The following is a 13,377-nucleotide window of genomic DNA, read 5'->3' as shown; positions in this document are numbered from 1 at the left end:
GATGCGCTGTCCGCATGAAAAACCTGAATGACCAGAGGGTGTCTCACCTCACTCGCCGTTTCGCCGGCGCATTGTCAGCATCCGGCCGAGCGCGCCAGCGCCCGTCATTGCCCCGCGGCCCGAAAGCGAAACCGCCGTCAACGCGCCTTTTGGACCCGCCAGCATGGCAAGGGCCACCGCTCCGGCCTGCCCGCCTCGCGAGGTGCTGGAACCTAATCTTTCGCGGGCAGCGCCGTATAGCGCACTGGCGCCGCCTCCGCCGGGAGTGACTGCAGTCATTGTGCCGTAGGCGAATGTTCGCGCGAATTCCGGAACCTGGAAAATGAAATAGGAGATCAGCGCCAGATAGAGCACCATGGCGAGCACGATCGCTAGCGCGTTTTCCCTCGTCGCCATGTCGCCGTTTATCGTGTCCATCATGCCAACCAGAAACCCGAAGGACAGTCCGGCCATGACATAGGTGAAAAGCAGCATGAACATGCCATAGGCGATGCCCCTCACCCAGGCGTCGAAGACGAACCGCGTGATCCGGAAGAAATAGGAGAGGATGGCGATCGGGCCGATCGCCAGCATGACAGCGGTGATCATTTTGGCAAACAGCGTCACGCCAGTCAGGATCAGCAGCATCGGCAAGAGACCGAAGACCAGAACGATGAAGACGACAACCGCACCGGTGACGTTCGGCAGCCATCCGGATTCGTAGGAATTGAAGAGCTGCATGGCGAAGTCGTAGACCTTGCGCGACATGCTGGCGACCTGCGCGGCAAGATCGGAGCCGGCGGACTGCCCGCCCATCGCGGAGGAAATGGCAGCACCCAGATCCTGAGGCGACGTCAAAACGAACTGACCGATATTGTCGTAGAAGGTGGCCCAGGACATGACTAGCGCATAGGCAAGCGCGAGCTTTGAGGCAGTGATCGCCATGTCCTGAACTGAAACACTCGACAAGCCAAGTGCGCCCCAGAGAAAATAGAGGATGAGGAACAAGGCCAGAATGGAAGAGACGAGATCGCCATTCTCGGCGAACAGACCCCACGCTCTCTCCAGCGAGGCCTCGTTGATCCTGTCGAAATACCGGAGTGCGTCGCCGTAGAAGTTGATCGCGTAACTGACCGGATCCATCATCCCCCCTCTTAGGAATTAACGGGCCGCATCGGACCGCAATCGTTGCTGACGATCCGCGCAAGCGCCTGTTGCGGCGGCGCCGCTTTCTGCTGTTCCGCGTAGCCGAGGGCTGGCACGGGGTTCTCGTCAGCCGAACATTTTGCCAGCTGTTCAGACTTGCCGCCGCATCCGGACAAGGTCGCGGTGGCCAGTATCAGCAACGGGACGAACCTCACTGGGTCTGCTCCTCGAATGCCTTGAGCTGGTCGCGGACAGATGCCCCGTCAGCGCCACTACCGCCATCGCGCATCACGCTGTCCGGAAGCGTCGCGAAGGTCTTAAGGTTTTGAGACGAGGTCGCGAGTGCCGCCTTGTACTGCTGATTCAGCAACATCACCTGGTTGTTGAGGGAGCCGACGGCTTCGTTTGCGGTCTGGTTGCCCTGCAGCACCATCTGGGTATTCTGTTCGAGCGCGCCCTTCAAATCCTGCGCCGTGCCGATCTGTTCCGTCGCCTGCATGAAGGCGTTCTGGCGCTCCTTCGTGGCGCTGTTCATAGCGTCGGTAAGGGCAGTCAATGTCGTTAGCGCGTTGATGCCCTGCGAGTAGGCCTGGTTGGCGCCCGACAGCTCCCCTCCCTTGACGGTATCGACCGCCATCTTCACCAGATTGAGCCCGTTGATCAGCTTGGCGGCAGTGTTCCGAAATTCACCGCTGATGCCGCCGAACAACGCTTCGTTTCCGGACAGGATGCTGCTGAAGTCCGGCGCCTGTCCCATGCTGAAGCCGTTGCCTGTTGCTAGTTTCGCGAATTGGCTGGCATCCTGCGATCGGTCGCCGGTTATCGCCTGAAGCGTCTTCGTCGTGTTATCCTTGACGATCGAGGTGTCATCCTGGATCTGCTTCGAGAGTTTTTCGATTTCCCTGCTGACCGCGATATTGTCTGCGTCCTTGACCGGAACCTGCGCGAGCGCGTCCGATGTTGCGGTGATGGCAAGCGCTGCGGCGATAACGAATTTTTTCATCTGCCTGTCCTCTCTCTTCCTGTTCAATTTGCCACCGGCCGGGCATCGACGACCGTCACCAGCCCAAGCGCCGGATCCTCCACCACCGAGAAGGTGGCGACATCGCCACTGGCGCGAGCCTCCTCCTGGAGGTCTTCAAGCCAGCGCCTGATCTGGTCGGTGGTAGCGGTGGATGGCACGGCAAAGCACCTAACGTTGCCGGTATCGATGGTGGTCGAAGGGCACCGGACCTCGGCCATCACAAGTGAGCCATCGTGTTCCCTGGTGTTGCCACCACCTGCGCCGCGTAAGGCCGCAGAAGAAGACCGAAGCCCCGCCTGCAGGCGCTGTAGATATTGCTGGTTTGCCGTGAGCGATTTCCCCAGAAGCTCGTTCCAGACGGAACCCCTTTCGGCCTGCGCCTCAGTATTGCGATCGATCGCCTTCTTCAGCTGCTCGCCGCATCCACTGACGTCACTGACGGTTTCCGTCTCGACGCCGTCGCCTGGGGGACGTCTGTCGCCGTTCTCCGCCTTGTTCCGGCTATAGTAGGTTGAAACCTTTTTGACGTAATCCTGCGTTTCGGGAATATCGGGAATCCGGCCGTTTTGAAGTGACTGGCGATAGGGCCCGGCATTGTAGCCGGCGGCGATCAGGTCGTAGCGATTGCCGAACATGCCCTGCAGCTGCTTGATGTATTTCACACCGCCACGAATATTGTCGCGGAGGTCGTAAGGATTGACACCAAGGCCGGCCGCGGTCCCCGGCATCAGTTGCATGACGCCGGTCGCACCGACCGGTGAGCGCGCCGATTGGCGAAAACGTGACTCCTGTTCGGCAATCGCCAGCGCAAAGTTCGGGTCGACCCCCTGGCGGATCGCCTCGTCGGCGACCAATCGGGCGACTTCCTGCTGGCTATAGGTGCGCTTCGACGGGCCGGCCGGCGCGGCTTCACCGCCGATACCCTCGGCCGAGCAATCGGTTGGCGCACCAGAGCCCTGCCCGGGCGCAACGCTGTCCGTCGTTCCGCCCGACGCACCCTTCACGCTTCGCGTATCTGACTGATAGGTCTTGTACCAGTTCTCGGTCTCCTGCTGGATATCGCGGCGGGCGCCGTCTTTCACCGGTACCTGCGCTAGCACCGCGACTGGTCCGAACACGCTGGCCAGTACCACGGCACTGACGGTTGCCAGTTCAGGAAGCCTTGCGTTGGTCATCGGACGCATCCCCCTCCCAGTCGCAGAATTTCGAAAGCCAGTTCTTGGGATCGTCGCCGTATTCCTCGCGAAGCATCTCAACCTCGCGGACGGTTTCTTCTCGGCCGGAAAGGACCTTGATGAACTCTGGCATGTGGGACATGTCGACACGCGCGATCACGCTGCTCTTCGCGTGCTTGATCAGCATGAAGCGCGAGGCCGGGTCGCCATTCTTGACCCAGTCGAACTCGGCCCTGGAAAGGCCGAAGTGCTCCATGTAGGAATTTTCGTCCGCCTTGGGATTAGCAAAGAAAATATTGGTCGAGGTCTGTTCGATGATCGTCCGGCTGACGCTCGACTGCACCACGTCATCAGCGGACTGCGTCCCGAAGATCACCAGACCATTCCGCTTTCGGATGGTCTTGAAGTAGTCCTTCATCGTGCGCTTGAACTCGTCGTCGTCGAGCAGCTTCCAGGCTTCGTCCATCAGGTTGATGATCGGCGCCTTGCCGTCGTAGACTTCGTCCAGCCGATGGAACATGTAGAGAAGTGCTGCCGTGCGAACCGGTGGATCGTCGAGGATCGACGTCATGTCGAAGCCGATCATCGGCCGCGAGATATCGAGATTGTCGTCGGGGTTATCGAAGAGCCAGGCATAGGGGCCATGATCGACCCATTTATCGAGCCGTGCGATCAGGCTTCCCTCGGTTCGTTCGGTTCCGGCGAGCAGGGCGCGAAGCGACGACAGGCGGCGATAGGACCGATCCTTGGTCTTAAGGACGGACTTGATCGCCGTGCGGATGATGGTCTCCTCCTGCGGCGTCAGGCTCTCGCCTTCCTTCGACGGCTTCAGCATGAAGCTTAAGAGCTGATAGAGGAAAACGCGGTTTTCCTTGGTATCATCGAGAAGCAAAGGGTTCCAACCTGACGGCTCGCCGGGTTCGAGCGTCAGGTAGGTTCCACCCGCCGCGCGAACCATGATGTCGAGACCGCGGTCCTTGTCGAACACGATCGTCTTCAGACGCGGGCTGACCCGGTAGGCCTGGAGGATTAGAAAAGCCATGATCACGGTTTTGCCGGAACCCGTCGGTCCGAATACCGTCGTATGTCCAACATCCCCCTGATGGAAATTGAAGAAGAACGGCGTGCCCGACGTCGTCTCGAATATGGTGATCGCCGGACCCCAGTGATTGCCGTCCGGCTTGCCGTAGGGATAGGCGTGGAAACTGCTCAGGCCCGCGCAGTTGAGCGTCGAGATCACCGCGCGCCGGGCGATATAGGCCTGATTTCCGGGGAGCTGCGCCCAATAGGCGGGCTCTGCGTTCAGGTCCTCGCGGACATAGGAAGCGCCCAACGCACCAAGTTCGTTGCCGATCAGGGCAACGGCATCGTCAAGCTGGGCCGGCGATGTCGCAATCGGCATGACGGTCAGATGATGCTCCGCGAAGGCCACCCGTTTGCGCGCCAACTCGTCCCGCGCAATATCGAGACTGGCCTGAACGCTGGAGCCGCCCTCGTCGGCTTTTGACAGCTGCCGATCGAGGCGCTCGATCCGGCTTCTTGCTGCGATGTCGTCAATGAAGGACATCGACTGCGTGAGCACCATCTCGAATGGGAGTTTGAGAATGTAGTCGAGCATGCCGGCGCCGGTCTCGGGCGGATATTCCTTCAAGGACACCATTGCGGCGTAGCGGTCATCGCCCGAGGTCTCCCCCTGAAGGTGGATCGTGCGGTTGCCGATCGACGTGCGACGCGCTGGCAGCATCGCATCGACGGGCAGGTTGCCGAGCCGGATAGGCCGCACACGAGCGCCGTTCAGCAGCGTGTAGAAAAATTCGCATTGCTCCGAAAACCAGGCTTTGGGTGTACCCTCATCGAGCTCCATATTTTCAAAAAAGTCGCGATAGATCGTCTTGCCGTTTCCAAGGTCAACCTGGACACGCTGCACGTCACGCAGGACTTTGGGACCGTAGGCCGCGAGTGACTTCTCCAGTGCTTTTGTCGCCTCGACCAGTTTGTCTCGAATCGATCGAAGCAGCTCTTTCCGCACGACATCGCCTCCGATGCCCATGATGCGGGACAGTGCTGAGCCTCGTTTGAATAGCGGCCGCACAACGAGTGAAATGTAGGTGTCGTTGACGAACATCTCGTTCCTCGAGATGCTTGCTTGATAGACATCATCCAGACGCTGAATGAAGGGGTCGGTGAACGTCGCCGGCAAGGACGGTGTGACCTTGCGCCTGACAACATGGGTGTAGAGCGCGAAACTGCCGATCGAGGATATGGCGCGGAATGCGGCGTTGCGCTGCCGCTGCAGGATATTGATCGTTTCGATATCGGCTGTTTCGAACGAGAAGCCGGTGAGACGCAAGGTTGATACGAGGCAATCGTTCTTCAGCCGGATAATGCCGTTTTCAATCGGGACATAGAAAGGAACATGGGTCGAGATGCCGCGATCGGCAAAGATCTGCCAGCCCTTCGACAAGCTTCCCTTCAGCGATCGTGCCGTGGTGCCCATCGGTCAAGCTCCGTAGGTCCGGATGCCCCCGCCCAGCCTGCGGCCGAGGGGATTGACGCCGCACATGCTGCGGCGCCCGAGAATGTCAAAAAACCAGAGGTCGAGTTTGACCGTCAGCACGTAGAGAATGCCGTGCAGGGTGACGAAGGAGACGGGAAACCACAGAATGGAACCCAGCACCATGAACACCATGAGCGAGATGAAGCATTCAGCGAGGAAATAGGTGTAAGGGATCCCCATCACTGTCGGCGGACGCGTGAGGGCAAGGATGACAGGATAAGATTCGATGTAGTCGTCCCCGCCTGCGGCTTTGTTGGCAGAGTTCGTCATGATCACGACCCAGCGAGGAAGTCGACAAGCTCAGCGGCAGCAAACATGCCCGCGAGGCTTCCGCCGACCCGCAGGAGCGCTCCCCATGACCAGAAACCAAAAGCGGCAGCCAGGAACATGCCGATGAACGCGATCGCGCCCACCGAACGGCCGAAGGGGCCGGTAAAGAATTGCACCAGTCTATCGGCAGCATTCTCCAGCGCATCAAGGCTTTGCGCGGCGGCCGGCTCATATTGACTGACGAACAGGATCGAGGCCGCAAGCAATACCATAGCGACATGGCCGGCCCACTTACGGTTAAACGGGGAGCGGCAGGTGACGCTGCCAACAAGGATTGCCGTGATCATTATGCTCATTGAACTACCTCTTCCTTGACGATTTTGACCGGGCCGCCGCGTTGGATCGCTTTCATTGGCTGTTGCGGGCTGTCGTCCGAGACAAGCGGCTTTGTGGCCGAGAAGACAAGCATCGGGGACCTTGCCCGGTCGACCAGCCCTGCGCGGCGGTGCTGACTGGATTCAGGGCTGGCCGTCGGCCTGGGTGTGTAAGGCAGGCTGGTTGCCGGCTTGCCGGTGTAGTAGCCGACGACGCGCGTCACATAGTCCGCGGTTTCGCGGATGAGCGGCAAGGATTGATGCGCATCGACACGTGGTTCTCCGGCATTATACGCGGAGGCGATCAGCACCGGGTTGCGATACTTGACGATGAGCACACGCAGGAAACGCGTTCCTGCACGAATATTCTGTTCGGGGTCAGTAAGGTCATCGGCGCCGAAAGCCTCACCGATCTTTGGCATCACCTGCATCAGGCCGACGGCACCAGCCGAACTGACCAGGTCCGGATCGAAACGCGCGTTTTCAGCGCGCATGATCGACAGTACCCAGTTCGGATCGACCTTCTCCTCCGCCGCAATCTGCACCGCGAGTGTTGCGTATTCTTCAGGCACGCCGGAAAGCAGGTCGGGACGAGCTTGCGTCGATGTTTGATCCGCGGCGTTGCCGGCGTCGACAGCTGGATCGCCGGCCCGTTCCCCTCGACCCGGCTCAAACGAGAAGACGCTGATCGGTGAGAACACGGAGTGGTCCCGCAATGTTCTCGTGTCGCGCGCCAATTGTTCCGATAGTTCAGGACCGGCAAGCCGTGATCGGGTCGTTGCTTTTACGACGAAGGCAAGATTTTCGGTGGCGGCGTTGATTTCGGCCCGCCCCCAATAACGTTCGTTGAAATTGGCGAGATCAATGGCTGGCGGCAATAGATGTTCGGGCGTCACACCAAGAAGCGATACCGCCACAGGTGTTGCCGGCGCGGCGCGCTCTTCCGAATGGTTGAGGGCAAAACCAATGGGCCGATCGCTAAGCTCGCGGCTTTCGCTTCTCCGGCGTGGATCATTCTCGGCGGAAGTCGAGGCAAAACTGGCCGCCAGAAGCAGTGACGTCATAGCGGGCCAGACCGTCCGCCGCGACGCTCTGGCTGTCGGGTTGCTCACAGAAGAAGGCGGGCTGTCATCCATTTCGAACGAGTCCATAACTTATACTGCCGTACAAGTTTTGAACTGCAATCCGAGCGGGAAATCAATCAAAAAATAGCACTGTAGTGCAAGTTCTGTTATGGGATGAGCCGAGAGTTCCTAAAATGCCCAATGAATTCAGTCGCGTACCCTTGACCATTGATCGGGCTTCCAGCGGTAAGAAATCTGCTCCCGATCGCCGAGAATACGAGCCAGTTTAACCGCAGTGCCTCCTTTGACGAGCACGGAGCCAGAATCGGCCCCTGAATACGCACGATAGATTCGGCACGTGAAATTCGGGAGTTCCCGCTGGATCCTGGAAGCAGGCCAGCAAGATGAAACCTGATAGGGAGAACGATCGAGATCCGTCTTCAGATCGCGTGAGACCTGCTGTACCGGGCCGAGTCGGCGGCGCCCAAACTGCGTACCGTACTCCAGCTGACACTCAACGATATTCGCTGGATAGTGTTTGCAGGCAGCAAGACTGAGATAGGCGTAGGGCGCTGGCGGCAGCGGCCGGGGCGGCTGCTCAAGTTGTCGGCACGCTGCCAAGGGGATCGCAATGGCCAACGGCCAAAACAGAGCTTTCAGGATTTCCACGGCTCACCTCCTAAGTTTCCTGCTGGTATCCGGCGTATTCGAGAGCCTTGAGATAGAGATCTCGCGCGAGCCCACAAAAGGATGACGACGGTTGCGCGGTGGCTCGTCAGTGGGAAACCGTCCTGCTGTTTCGCTTCGGAAGACCTTGCAGTTATCTGCGCAGAACCGCTGCCCGGCACCGTGCAACACGTGAGAGATGTCACCGGCAACGGATGGACACCGCTGCAAAACTTGTACTTCAGTATAATTTTGAGCAGTCATATACCAGGTTCTCAAGAATGGAAAGTGCGATGAACTGGGGCAACCTCGAAGCAATCCAGTGGCATCCTCTCTTCCGAACGCCGACCTCTTCAGGCTGACAATCAGCCATGCTTCGCACGGAGATCAGCGAAATCATCGCCTCATCGAGAATACGAGGCTTCAAGCTGGTGCAGGGAGCCCACAGGCCGGACCGTACCGAACGACGGACCGCCCATCACATATTCACACTCGATGTGACGCTGCTTCCCGGCTCCTCGCAGCTCCGACAATTGATCAGCACTGTTCGCGCGGACGCGGGTTCACCTGATTACTCACCCGCTGCTTCTTCGAAACATTCAATCGCAGCTACGCGCGTCCACCTGTTTAAGCAAACACTCGTCCACCCAGACGCTCAGCCATTGGTTCGCTCACAGGCCGATTTACCCAGAAGCCAAACCGTCATTTGGTGGATCGGCGCTCCACCTATTCACTCACTTGCACAGACGCCTGCTACCTGATTCAGGGATACGCTGGTTCACCGAGCGGCCTGGTCCCTCAAAGGCCGACGCGCTGAGACCCCTGTTCGCCGTATTGGCCATCCACCCAACCAACCGGTTGTTCAACCGGCGGATCGGCATTTTGCCCATTCGCGGTTTCGCCCGTTCACCTATTCGCTGAAGAGCTGCTTTCCCGATCGCGTCTGGGGTCAATAATCCAAGAGGTCGCCCGCTCGCCTTAGAGACAATCGCCCCTCGGGCGAACGGCTATTGGTATACCAATAGCCTATCCTGCCATCTCCCACCAAAGCGGTCCGGGCGCCGTGCCCGACGCGCCCATGCTGTTGCGGGTCGGCAGACGAAGCAACAGCGAACACAGGCTTGGCATGTCATGCGCGCCGGAGCAGCAGCGAGGCGCGGGACCGGTTTGGTGGGAGATATGAAACCGGGTGCGGTCGTGGGCTGCCCGGATGTCGGTGACGGTTGAGATCCGGCATCGATGGCAAGCGAACGAGGAGACGGCGAGCGCGCCGCCGGGGGGAGGATTGCGTGAAGCAGGGGCCGGAGCATGACGGCACAGCAAAGACAGTCCTTCTCTCGGTCTTGTGTGGAGAAGTCGCGGCAGCGTCCGCTTAACCGGCCCAACCTTCTCCGTTTGTGCCGCAACCGCGGGAAGGACGCGACGCGAATGGGCGGAGACCGTTCTCGGGCTCAGTGAGCGTTGCCCGCTTGCACCTATCGCCGCGGGCGGCTCGCTCAGATTATCCGCCGGAAACCCATCATCAGCATGAATCAATCAAGGCCGACCGATTCAAATATGTCGTTGGACGCCGAGTCCGCCTTGTCCGATTCTCCGTTTCATGATTGCACAATCCTACCAGATCTATGTCGAACGCATCGACGACAGGAAAAACATGGCCCGCTTTTATGCCATGTCGATCGAGCCCAACCTGTTCGGCGAGGCCTGTCTCATTCGTCGATGGGGTCGGATCGGTGCTGCAGGTCAAAGGCGGGAGCATCACTTCGCGCGGGAGGAAGAAGCGGTCAGGCTCTTTCTTCAGCTTCTGCGAAAGAGACGGTCGCGCGGATACAGGCCGAAACCGCCTGTCCGGCGAGCTGAAATCGCTGACAGATAGCGAAGGGTGCGCCAAGGGGCGACGCTGTTCCCACGGGATGGCCCGGCGTCGAAGACGAATGCGGATCCCACCGCTTCCCTCAATCAGGAAACGGGGCCCGTTCCGGCGACCGCGGATGCAAAGCGAAGCTTCGGGTTTGAACCGCCGGTCGATCCGGCGCGTCAGACCAGACGACAGGGCAAAAGCCGCCTCAGAAGGGCGGCTCGATGTCGATGGCACCCTCCTGCTCGGCCATGATCACCGCCAACTCGGCGCATGCGAGTTCCAGCTCGACCTCGATTTCGCGGCGTTCGTCGCGGTACACGGCGTTTCGCAATTCGGCCCGCAGTTCTTCAATGTGTTGTTCCAGAAGCATCGTCGTCGTCTCCTTGAGTTTGTGAAAGACGACGCGCGCGGTCATGGGGGCGTGGCGGGGTCAAGGATCGAGCCAGCGACCGGCGGAGCCGGCGAGTGGGGGAGCCGATTTTGTTGGAGCGCAGGGTACCGGAGCGGAGGCAAAATTGGGGGCACCGCTCGTCCTTGAGGCCGGCATGCCGCCATGGCATCCTCAGACGGACTGAGCAGACAATTTCTCTCCGTATCGCACCCGAACCCGAAGATGGGCTCGATGCCCGTCTTCGGGTCACTGATACGTTGAATAACTGTGGAGATCCGGGGCTTTCCGAACGAATTGCCGCAGCGTGTCGATGACAGGTCGGGTCGGCAATGGCAGTGATTCTGCATCTAACACGATGCGGAGACAGAATATGACCACGACCAACGAAATCGCCGACAAGATCGCGGCCGAACACAGCCTTACAAAGGCGCAGGGGAAAGCCATCGTCGAGGCGGTGATTGCTTCCATCACCGAGGCCGCGGTTGCCGGCAAAGAGACGTCGCTGCCCGGCTTCGGCAAATTCAAGGTGAAGGACACTCCGGAGCGCGAGGCGCGCAATCCGGCGACTGGCGCGACAATCAAAGTTGCCGCCGCGAAAAAACTGGCTTTCACGCCGGCCAAGGCTCTCAAGGATGCGCTGAACAAGTAATCTTACAAGGCAAGGCAAAAAAAACAGCCCGGCAAGCGTGCCGGGCTGTTTCGTTCTAGGCTTGCATCAGCAGGCAGACGTCACGTTTATAAGATCCTGGATAATCGTATCGCTGATAACGTGATGCGCTTGACGGACATGGTCGTCGAGCAGCTCGTGAAGAATGCTCGATGCCAACGGTATGAAGTCGAAACCGCGTGCCATTGCTGCGGACAGCAGTTGCGACAGTGTTTCAAATTCCTTCAGCTCAGCGCCCAGCCAGAGTTCAAAATTCCCGCCTTCGGCATCCGGAAATGCCTGGAGAAAGAACGTCTGAAGCGGGCGGTCGTAGCCGATGATCGCATCTGGGTCTGAGTGGAGGGATGCGGTTGGGTGACAGTAATCGTGTAGCGGCTCAAGGCGGCCTCCTTTGAATTCGGGGAGCGCCGGCCCCGATTTCGGGGCCGGCGGTCCGGTTCAGGCCGGGCTGTTCCAGAGGATGACTTTCTTGCCGGGCTCGCCGCCGGGCGCCGGGGCCACGTTGCCGAAGATCACGCCGATCTCAGGGGCTTCGATCTTCGTGGAGATGTATTCCTCGCCAGTCTGGCGGGAGATGCGGTTCCAGCCTGCGCCGATCTCGAAGCCGGTCTTGCGATGGATGATGCGGTAATCAGGGGCCTCGTCGCTCGCCTTGCTGGCGTTCGGGACGAGGGCGATCGGGGCGTTGACCCGGATGGTGGCAAAGACGCCTTCGAGAGTGCCGTCGGTCTTTTCGGTGAGGGTTGCGATCGTGGTAGCCATGGGATTGTCTCCTTCGTTGCATCGGGACCATTCCCGATGGCGCCCGAAGAAGGGGCTGTGCCGCAGGCGTCACCGAAGCAAAGCGAAGGGGAACCCCCTTGCGGGGTTGACGCTGATCGCGGCCGGTCCCTTAGAAAGGCGACATAAAGAACGGGAATGGTCCTTGATTGCGACGGCGGCGGGGAGACCTCGCCCTGGCTGCCCTTGCGGATCCCGCCAAGTACCGCGCTCGTGGCATGCGTGAGTGGCATTCGGATCAACGAACCTCTGCCACCGGCCAAGCCGAGGGGACGGGAGCGACAGGGAACGTCATGATCCCGGTCTGGCTGGGCCGGATGCGCCCCGCCTTGAAATACACCACGACAGATGACATATTATACGCGACACTTGACGCGGAGGACGATGATGGCCCTCGCAGCTAAAACCCCTTCCACAACGGTCGCTGGTGGGGAGTTGCAGAAGATCGAAGCCCTGCTTGGCGGTTCGCGCGTGCTTGCGCGCCGGCTGACCAGTGCGCTTGATGCGCATGAGCTGCTGTTGCACGGCCTGCCTGCCTTAGCGCTCGATCACCTTGTCGGCAATCTTGTTGTCCTAGGCAAGAACGAATCGCTGGAAAAAGCGGTCGGCATGAGCCTGCGCACCTGGCAGCGCCGGAAGGACGCGCTGTCCAAGCCGCTCAGCCAGGAACAGAGCGGCCGGGTCTGGAAGTTCGCCGAGATCCTTGCCAAGGCGACGGATGTCTTTGGCTCGCAGGCGGAGGCCGAGCAATGGCTGGAACGCCCAGCGATCGGGCTTGATCAGCGCCGGCCGATCGATCTTCTCGGCACGCCCGCCGGCGTCGAATTGGTCGAGGATCATCTCGACCGCCTTGAATACGGCGTCTATGCATGACCCTTCTACCGATTGCGCTCGGCGGAACCAGGCTTGTGGCATGGCGGCTCGATCAAGCCATCCAGGCGGCGACATGGGATAGTGGCGAAGGCGCCTATCGGGTTGGCGGACGCTGGAACAGCAAGGGCGTGCGGGCGGTCTACTGCTCGCTCGATCCAGCGACGGCGATCCTTGAGGTGGCGGTGCACAAGGGATTCCGGGCACTCGATACGGTCGCCCACATGATAACGGCGGCCGTCGTTGCCGACCCCACCGATGTCCACGTCGTTGATCCGGCGACCGTACCCAATCCCAACTGGCTGCGGCCGGGCATTCCCGGCGCGGGACAACAGGCCTTCGGAGACGCGCTGCTGCGCCGACACCGGTTCGTCGCGGTCCCCAGTGCGGTCTCGACGCACAGCTGGAACCTGATCTTTCTAGCGGGTGGCGGGGCAGGTGCCTATGCTCTCGAATTCCAGGAGGCGTTCGCGCTCGACACGCGGCTGCACCCACCCGGATCCTAGACCGTCGGGACGTGGATGAAGCCTGCTCTGAAGGCAGCGCCGCGACG

General features: G+C 60.1%; 16 protein-coding genes. 5 read left to right on the top strand and 11 right to left on the bottom strand.

The features are described 5' to 3' along the window. Nucleotides 1-48: 48 nt before the first annotated feature. The 9 genes from BLU28_RS23655 to BLU28_RS26120 all read right to left on the bottom strand — a co-directional run bounded on the left by BLU28_RS23655 (nucleotide 49) and on the right by BLU28_RS26120 (nucleotide 8,258). A complete protein-coding gene (locus BLU28_RS23655; protein WP_234794436.1) occupies nucleotides 49-1,125 on the bottom strand; it encodes a TrbL/VirB6 family protein in 1,077 nt (358 codons plus the stop codon). 8 nt (nucleotides 1,126-1,133) lie between these two features. Then, complete coding sequence (locus BLU28_RS23650) at nucleotides 1,134-1,340, bottom strand: hypothetical protein (protein ID WP_077986001.1); 207 nt, start codon at nucleotides 1,338-1,340, stop codon at nucleotides 1,134-1,136. Beyond that, nucleotides 1,337-2,128, bottom strand: coding sequence for a conjugal transfer protein (locus BLU28_RS23645; protein ID WP_077986002.1), 792 nt, complete (start codon nucleotides 2,126-2,128; stop codon nucleotides 1,337-1,339). The genes BLU28_RS23650 and BLU28_RS23645 overlap by 4 nt, the downstream gene beginning before the upstream one ends. Before the next feature lie 23 nt (nucleotides 2,129-2,151). Continuing rightward, nucleotides 2,152-3,324 carry a lytic transglycosylase domain-containing protein gene (locus tag BLU28_RS23640; RefSeq protein WP_077986055.1) on the bottom strand — a complete coding sequence of 391 codons (1,173 nt, stop codon included), beginning with the start codon at nucleotides 3,322-3,324 and terminating at the stop codon, nucleotides 2,152-2,154. Continuing rightward, nucleotides 3,302-5,821 (bottom strand): VirB4 family type IV secretion/conjugal transfer ATPase, encoded by a 2,520-nt coding sequence (locus BLU28_RS23635; protein WP_077986003.1) that lies wholly within the window; start codon nucleotides 5,819-5,821, stop codon nucleotides 3,302-3,304. Before BLU28_RS23635 ends, BLU28_RS23640 begins: the two co-directional genes overlap by 23 nt. Nucleotides 5,822-5,824: 3 nt before the next feature. Further along, entirely contained in the window at nucleotides 5,825-6,151 is a 327-nt protein-coding gene (locus tag BLU28_RS23630) for a VirB3 family type IV secretion system protein (protein WP_077986004.1), read from the bottom strand. A 2-nt stretch (nucleotides 6,152-6,153) separates the two neighbouring features. Further along, nucleotides 6,154-6,507: a TrbC/VirB2 family protein gene (locus BLU28_RS23625; RefSeq protein ID WP_077986005.1), complete on the bottom strand. Its 354-nt coding sequence runs from the start codon at nucleotides 6,505-6,507 to the stop codon at nucleotides 6,154-6,156. Beyond that, complete coding sequence (locus BLU28_RS23620) at nucleotides 6,504-7,589, bottom strand: lytic transglycosylase domain-containing protein (protein WP_077986006.1); 1,086 nt, start codon at nucleotides 7,587-7,589, stop codon at nucleotides 6,504-6,506. The genes BLU28_RS23625 and BLU28_RS23620 overlap by 4 nt, the downstream gene beginning before the upstream one ends. Nucleotides 7,590-7,796: 207 nt before the next feature. After that, on the bottom strand, nucleotides 7,797-8,258 hold the full coding sequence (locus tag BLU28_RS26120) for a hypothetical protein (protein WP_139190418.1): 462 nt from the start codon (nucleotides 8,256-8,258) through the stop codon (nucleotides 7,797-7,799). Between the two features lie 1,597 nt (nucleotides 8,259-9,855). On the opposite strand from BLU28_RS26120, the gene BLU28_RS23615 reads away from it, so the two are divergent. Continuing rightward, on the top strand, nucleotides 9,856-10,131 hold the full coding sequence (locus BLU28_RS23615) for a WGR domain-containing protein (RefSeq protein ID WP_077986007.1): 276 nt from the start codon (nucleotides 9,856-9,858) through the stop codon (nucleotides 10,129-10,131). A gap of 190 nt (nucleotides 10,132-10,321) precedes the next feature. On the opposite strand, the gene BLU28_RS26430 is transcribed toward BLU28_RS23615, so the two are convergent. Beyond that, nucleotides 10,322-10,531, bottom strand: coding sequence for a hypothetical protein (locus BLU28_RS26430; protein WP_077986009.1), 210 nt, complete (start codon nucleotides 10,529-10,531; stop codon nucleotides 10,322-10,324). 331 nt (nucleotides 10,532-10,862) lie between these two features. Between BLU28_RS26430 and BLU28_RS23605 the strand changes: the two genes are divergently transcribed. Next, the gene (locus tag BLU28_RS23605; protein ID WP_175477733.1) at nucleotides 10,863-11,156 is read left to right on the top strand and encodes an HU family DNA-binding protein; all 294 of its coding nucleotides are present in this window, start codon (nucleotides 10,863-10,865) and stop codon (nucleotides 11,154-11,156) included. Between the two features lie 123 nt (nucleotides 11,157-11,279). After that, nucleotides 11,280-11,510 (top strand): hypothetical protein, encoded by a 231-nt coding sequence (locus tag BLU28_RS26520; RefSeq protein ID WP_045535230.1) that lies wholly within the window; start codon nucleotides 11,280-11,282, stop codon nucleotides 11,508-11,510. A 102-nt stretch (nucleotides 11,511-11,612) separates the two neighbouring features. Here the strand turns inward: BLU28_RS26520 and BLU28_RS23595 are convergent, their stop codons facing one another. Beyond that, nucleotides 11,613-11,936 (bottom strand): DUF736 domain-containing protein, encoded by a 324-nt coding sequence (locus BLU28_RS23595; RefSeq protein WP_006699035.1) that lies wholly within the window; start codon nucleotides 11,934-11,936, stop codon nucleotides 11,613-11,615. Between the two features lie 405 nt (nucleotides 11,937-12,341). On the opposite strand from BLU28_RS23595, the gene parS reads away from it, so the two are divergent. After that, nucleotides 12,342-12,827, top strand: coding sequence for a type II RES/Xre toxin-antitoxin system antitoxin (gene parS, locus BLU28_RS23585; RefSeq protein ID WP_077986010.1), 486 nt, complete (start codon nucleotides 12,342-12,344; stop codon nucleotides 12,825-12,827). Then, entirely contained in the window at nucleotides 12,824-13,330 is a 507-nt protein-coding gene (locus tag BLU28_RS23580) for an RES family NAD+ phosphorylase (protein WP_077986011.1), read from the top strand. The genes parS and BLU28_RS23580 overlap by 4 nt, the downstream gene beginning before the upstream one ends. The last annotated feature ends 47 nt before the right edge of the window (nucleotides 13,331-13,377 follow it).

The sequence above is a fragment of the Agrobacterium pusense genome, from assembly GCF_900102105.1.
GTDB lineage: Bacteria > Pseudomonadota > Alphaproteobacteria > Rhizobiales > Rhizobiaceae > Agrobacterium > Agrobacterium pusense.
Note: the sequence above shows the minus strand (reverse complement) of the source record. Positions and strands in the feature narration are given on the sequence as shown.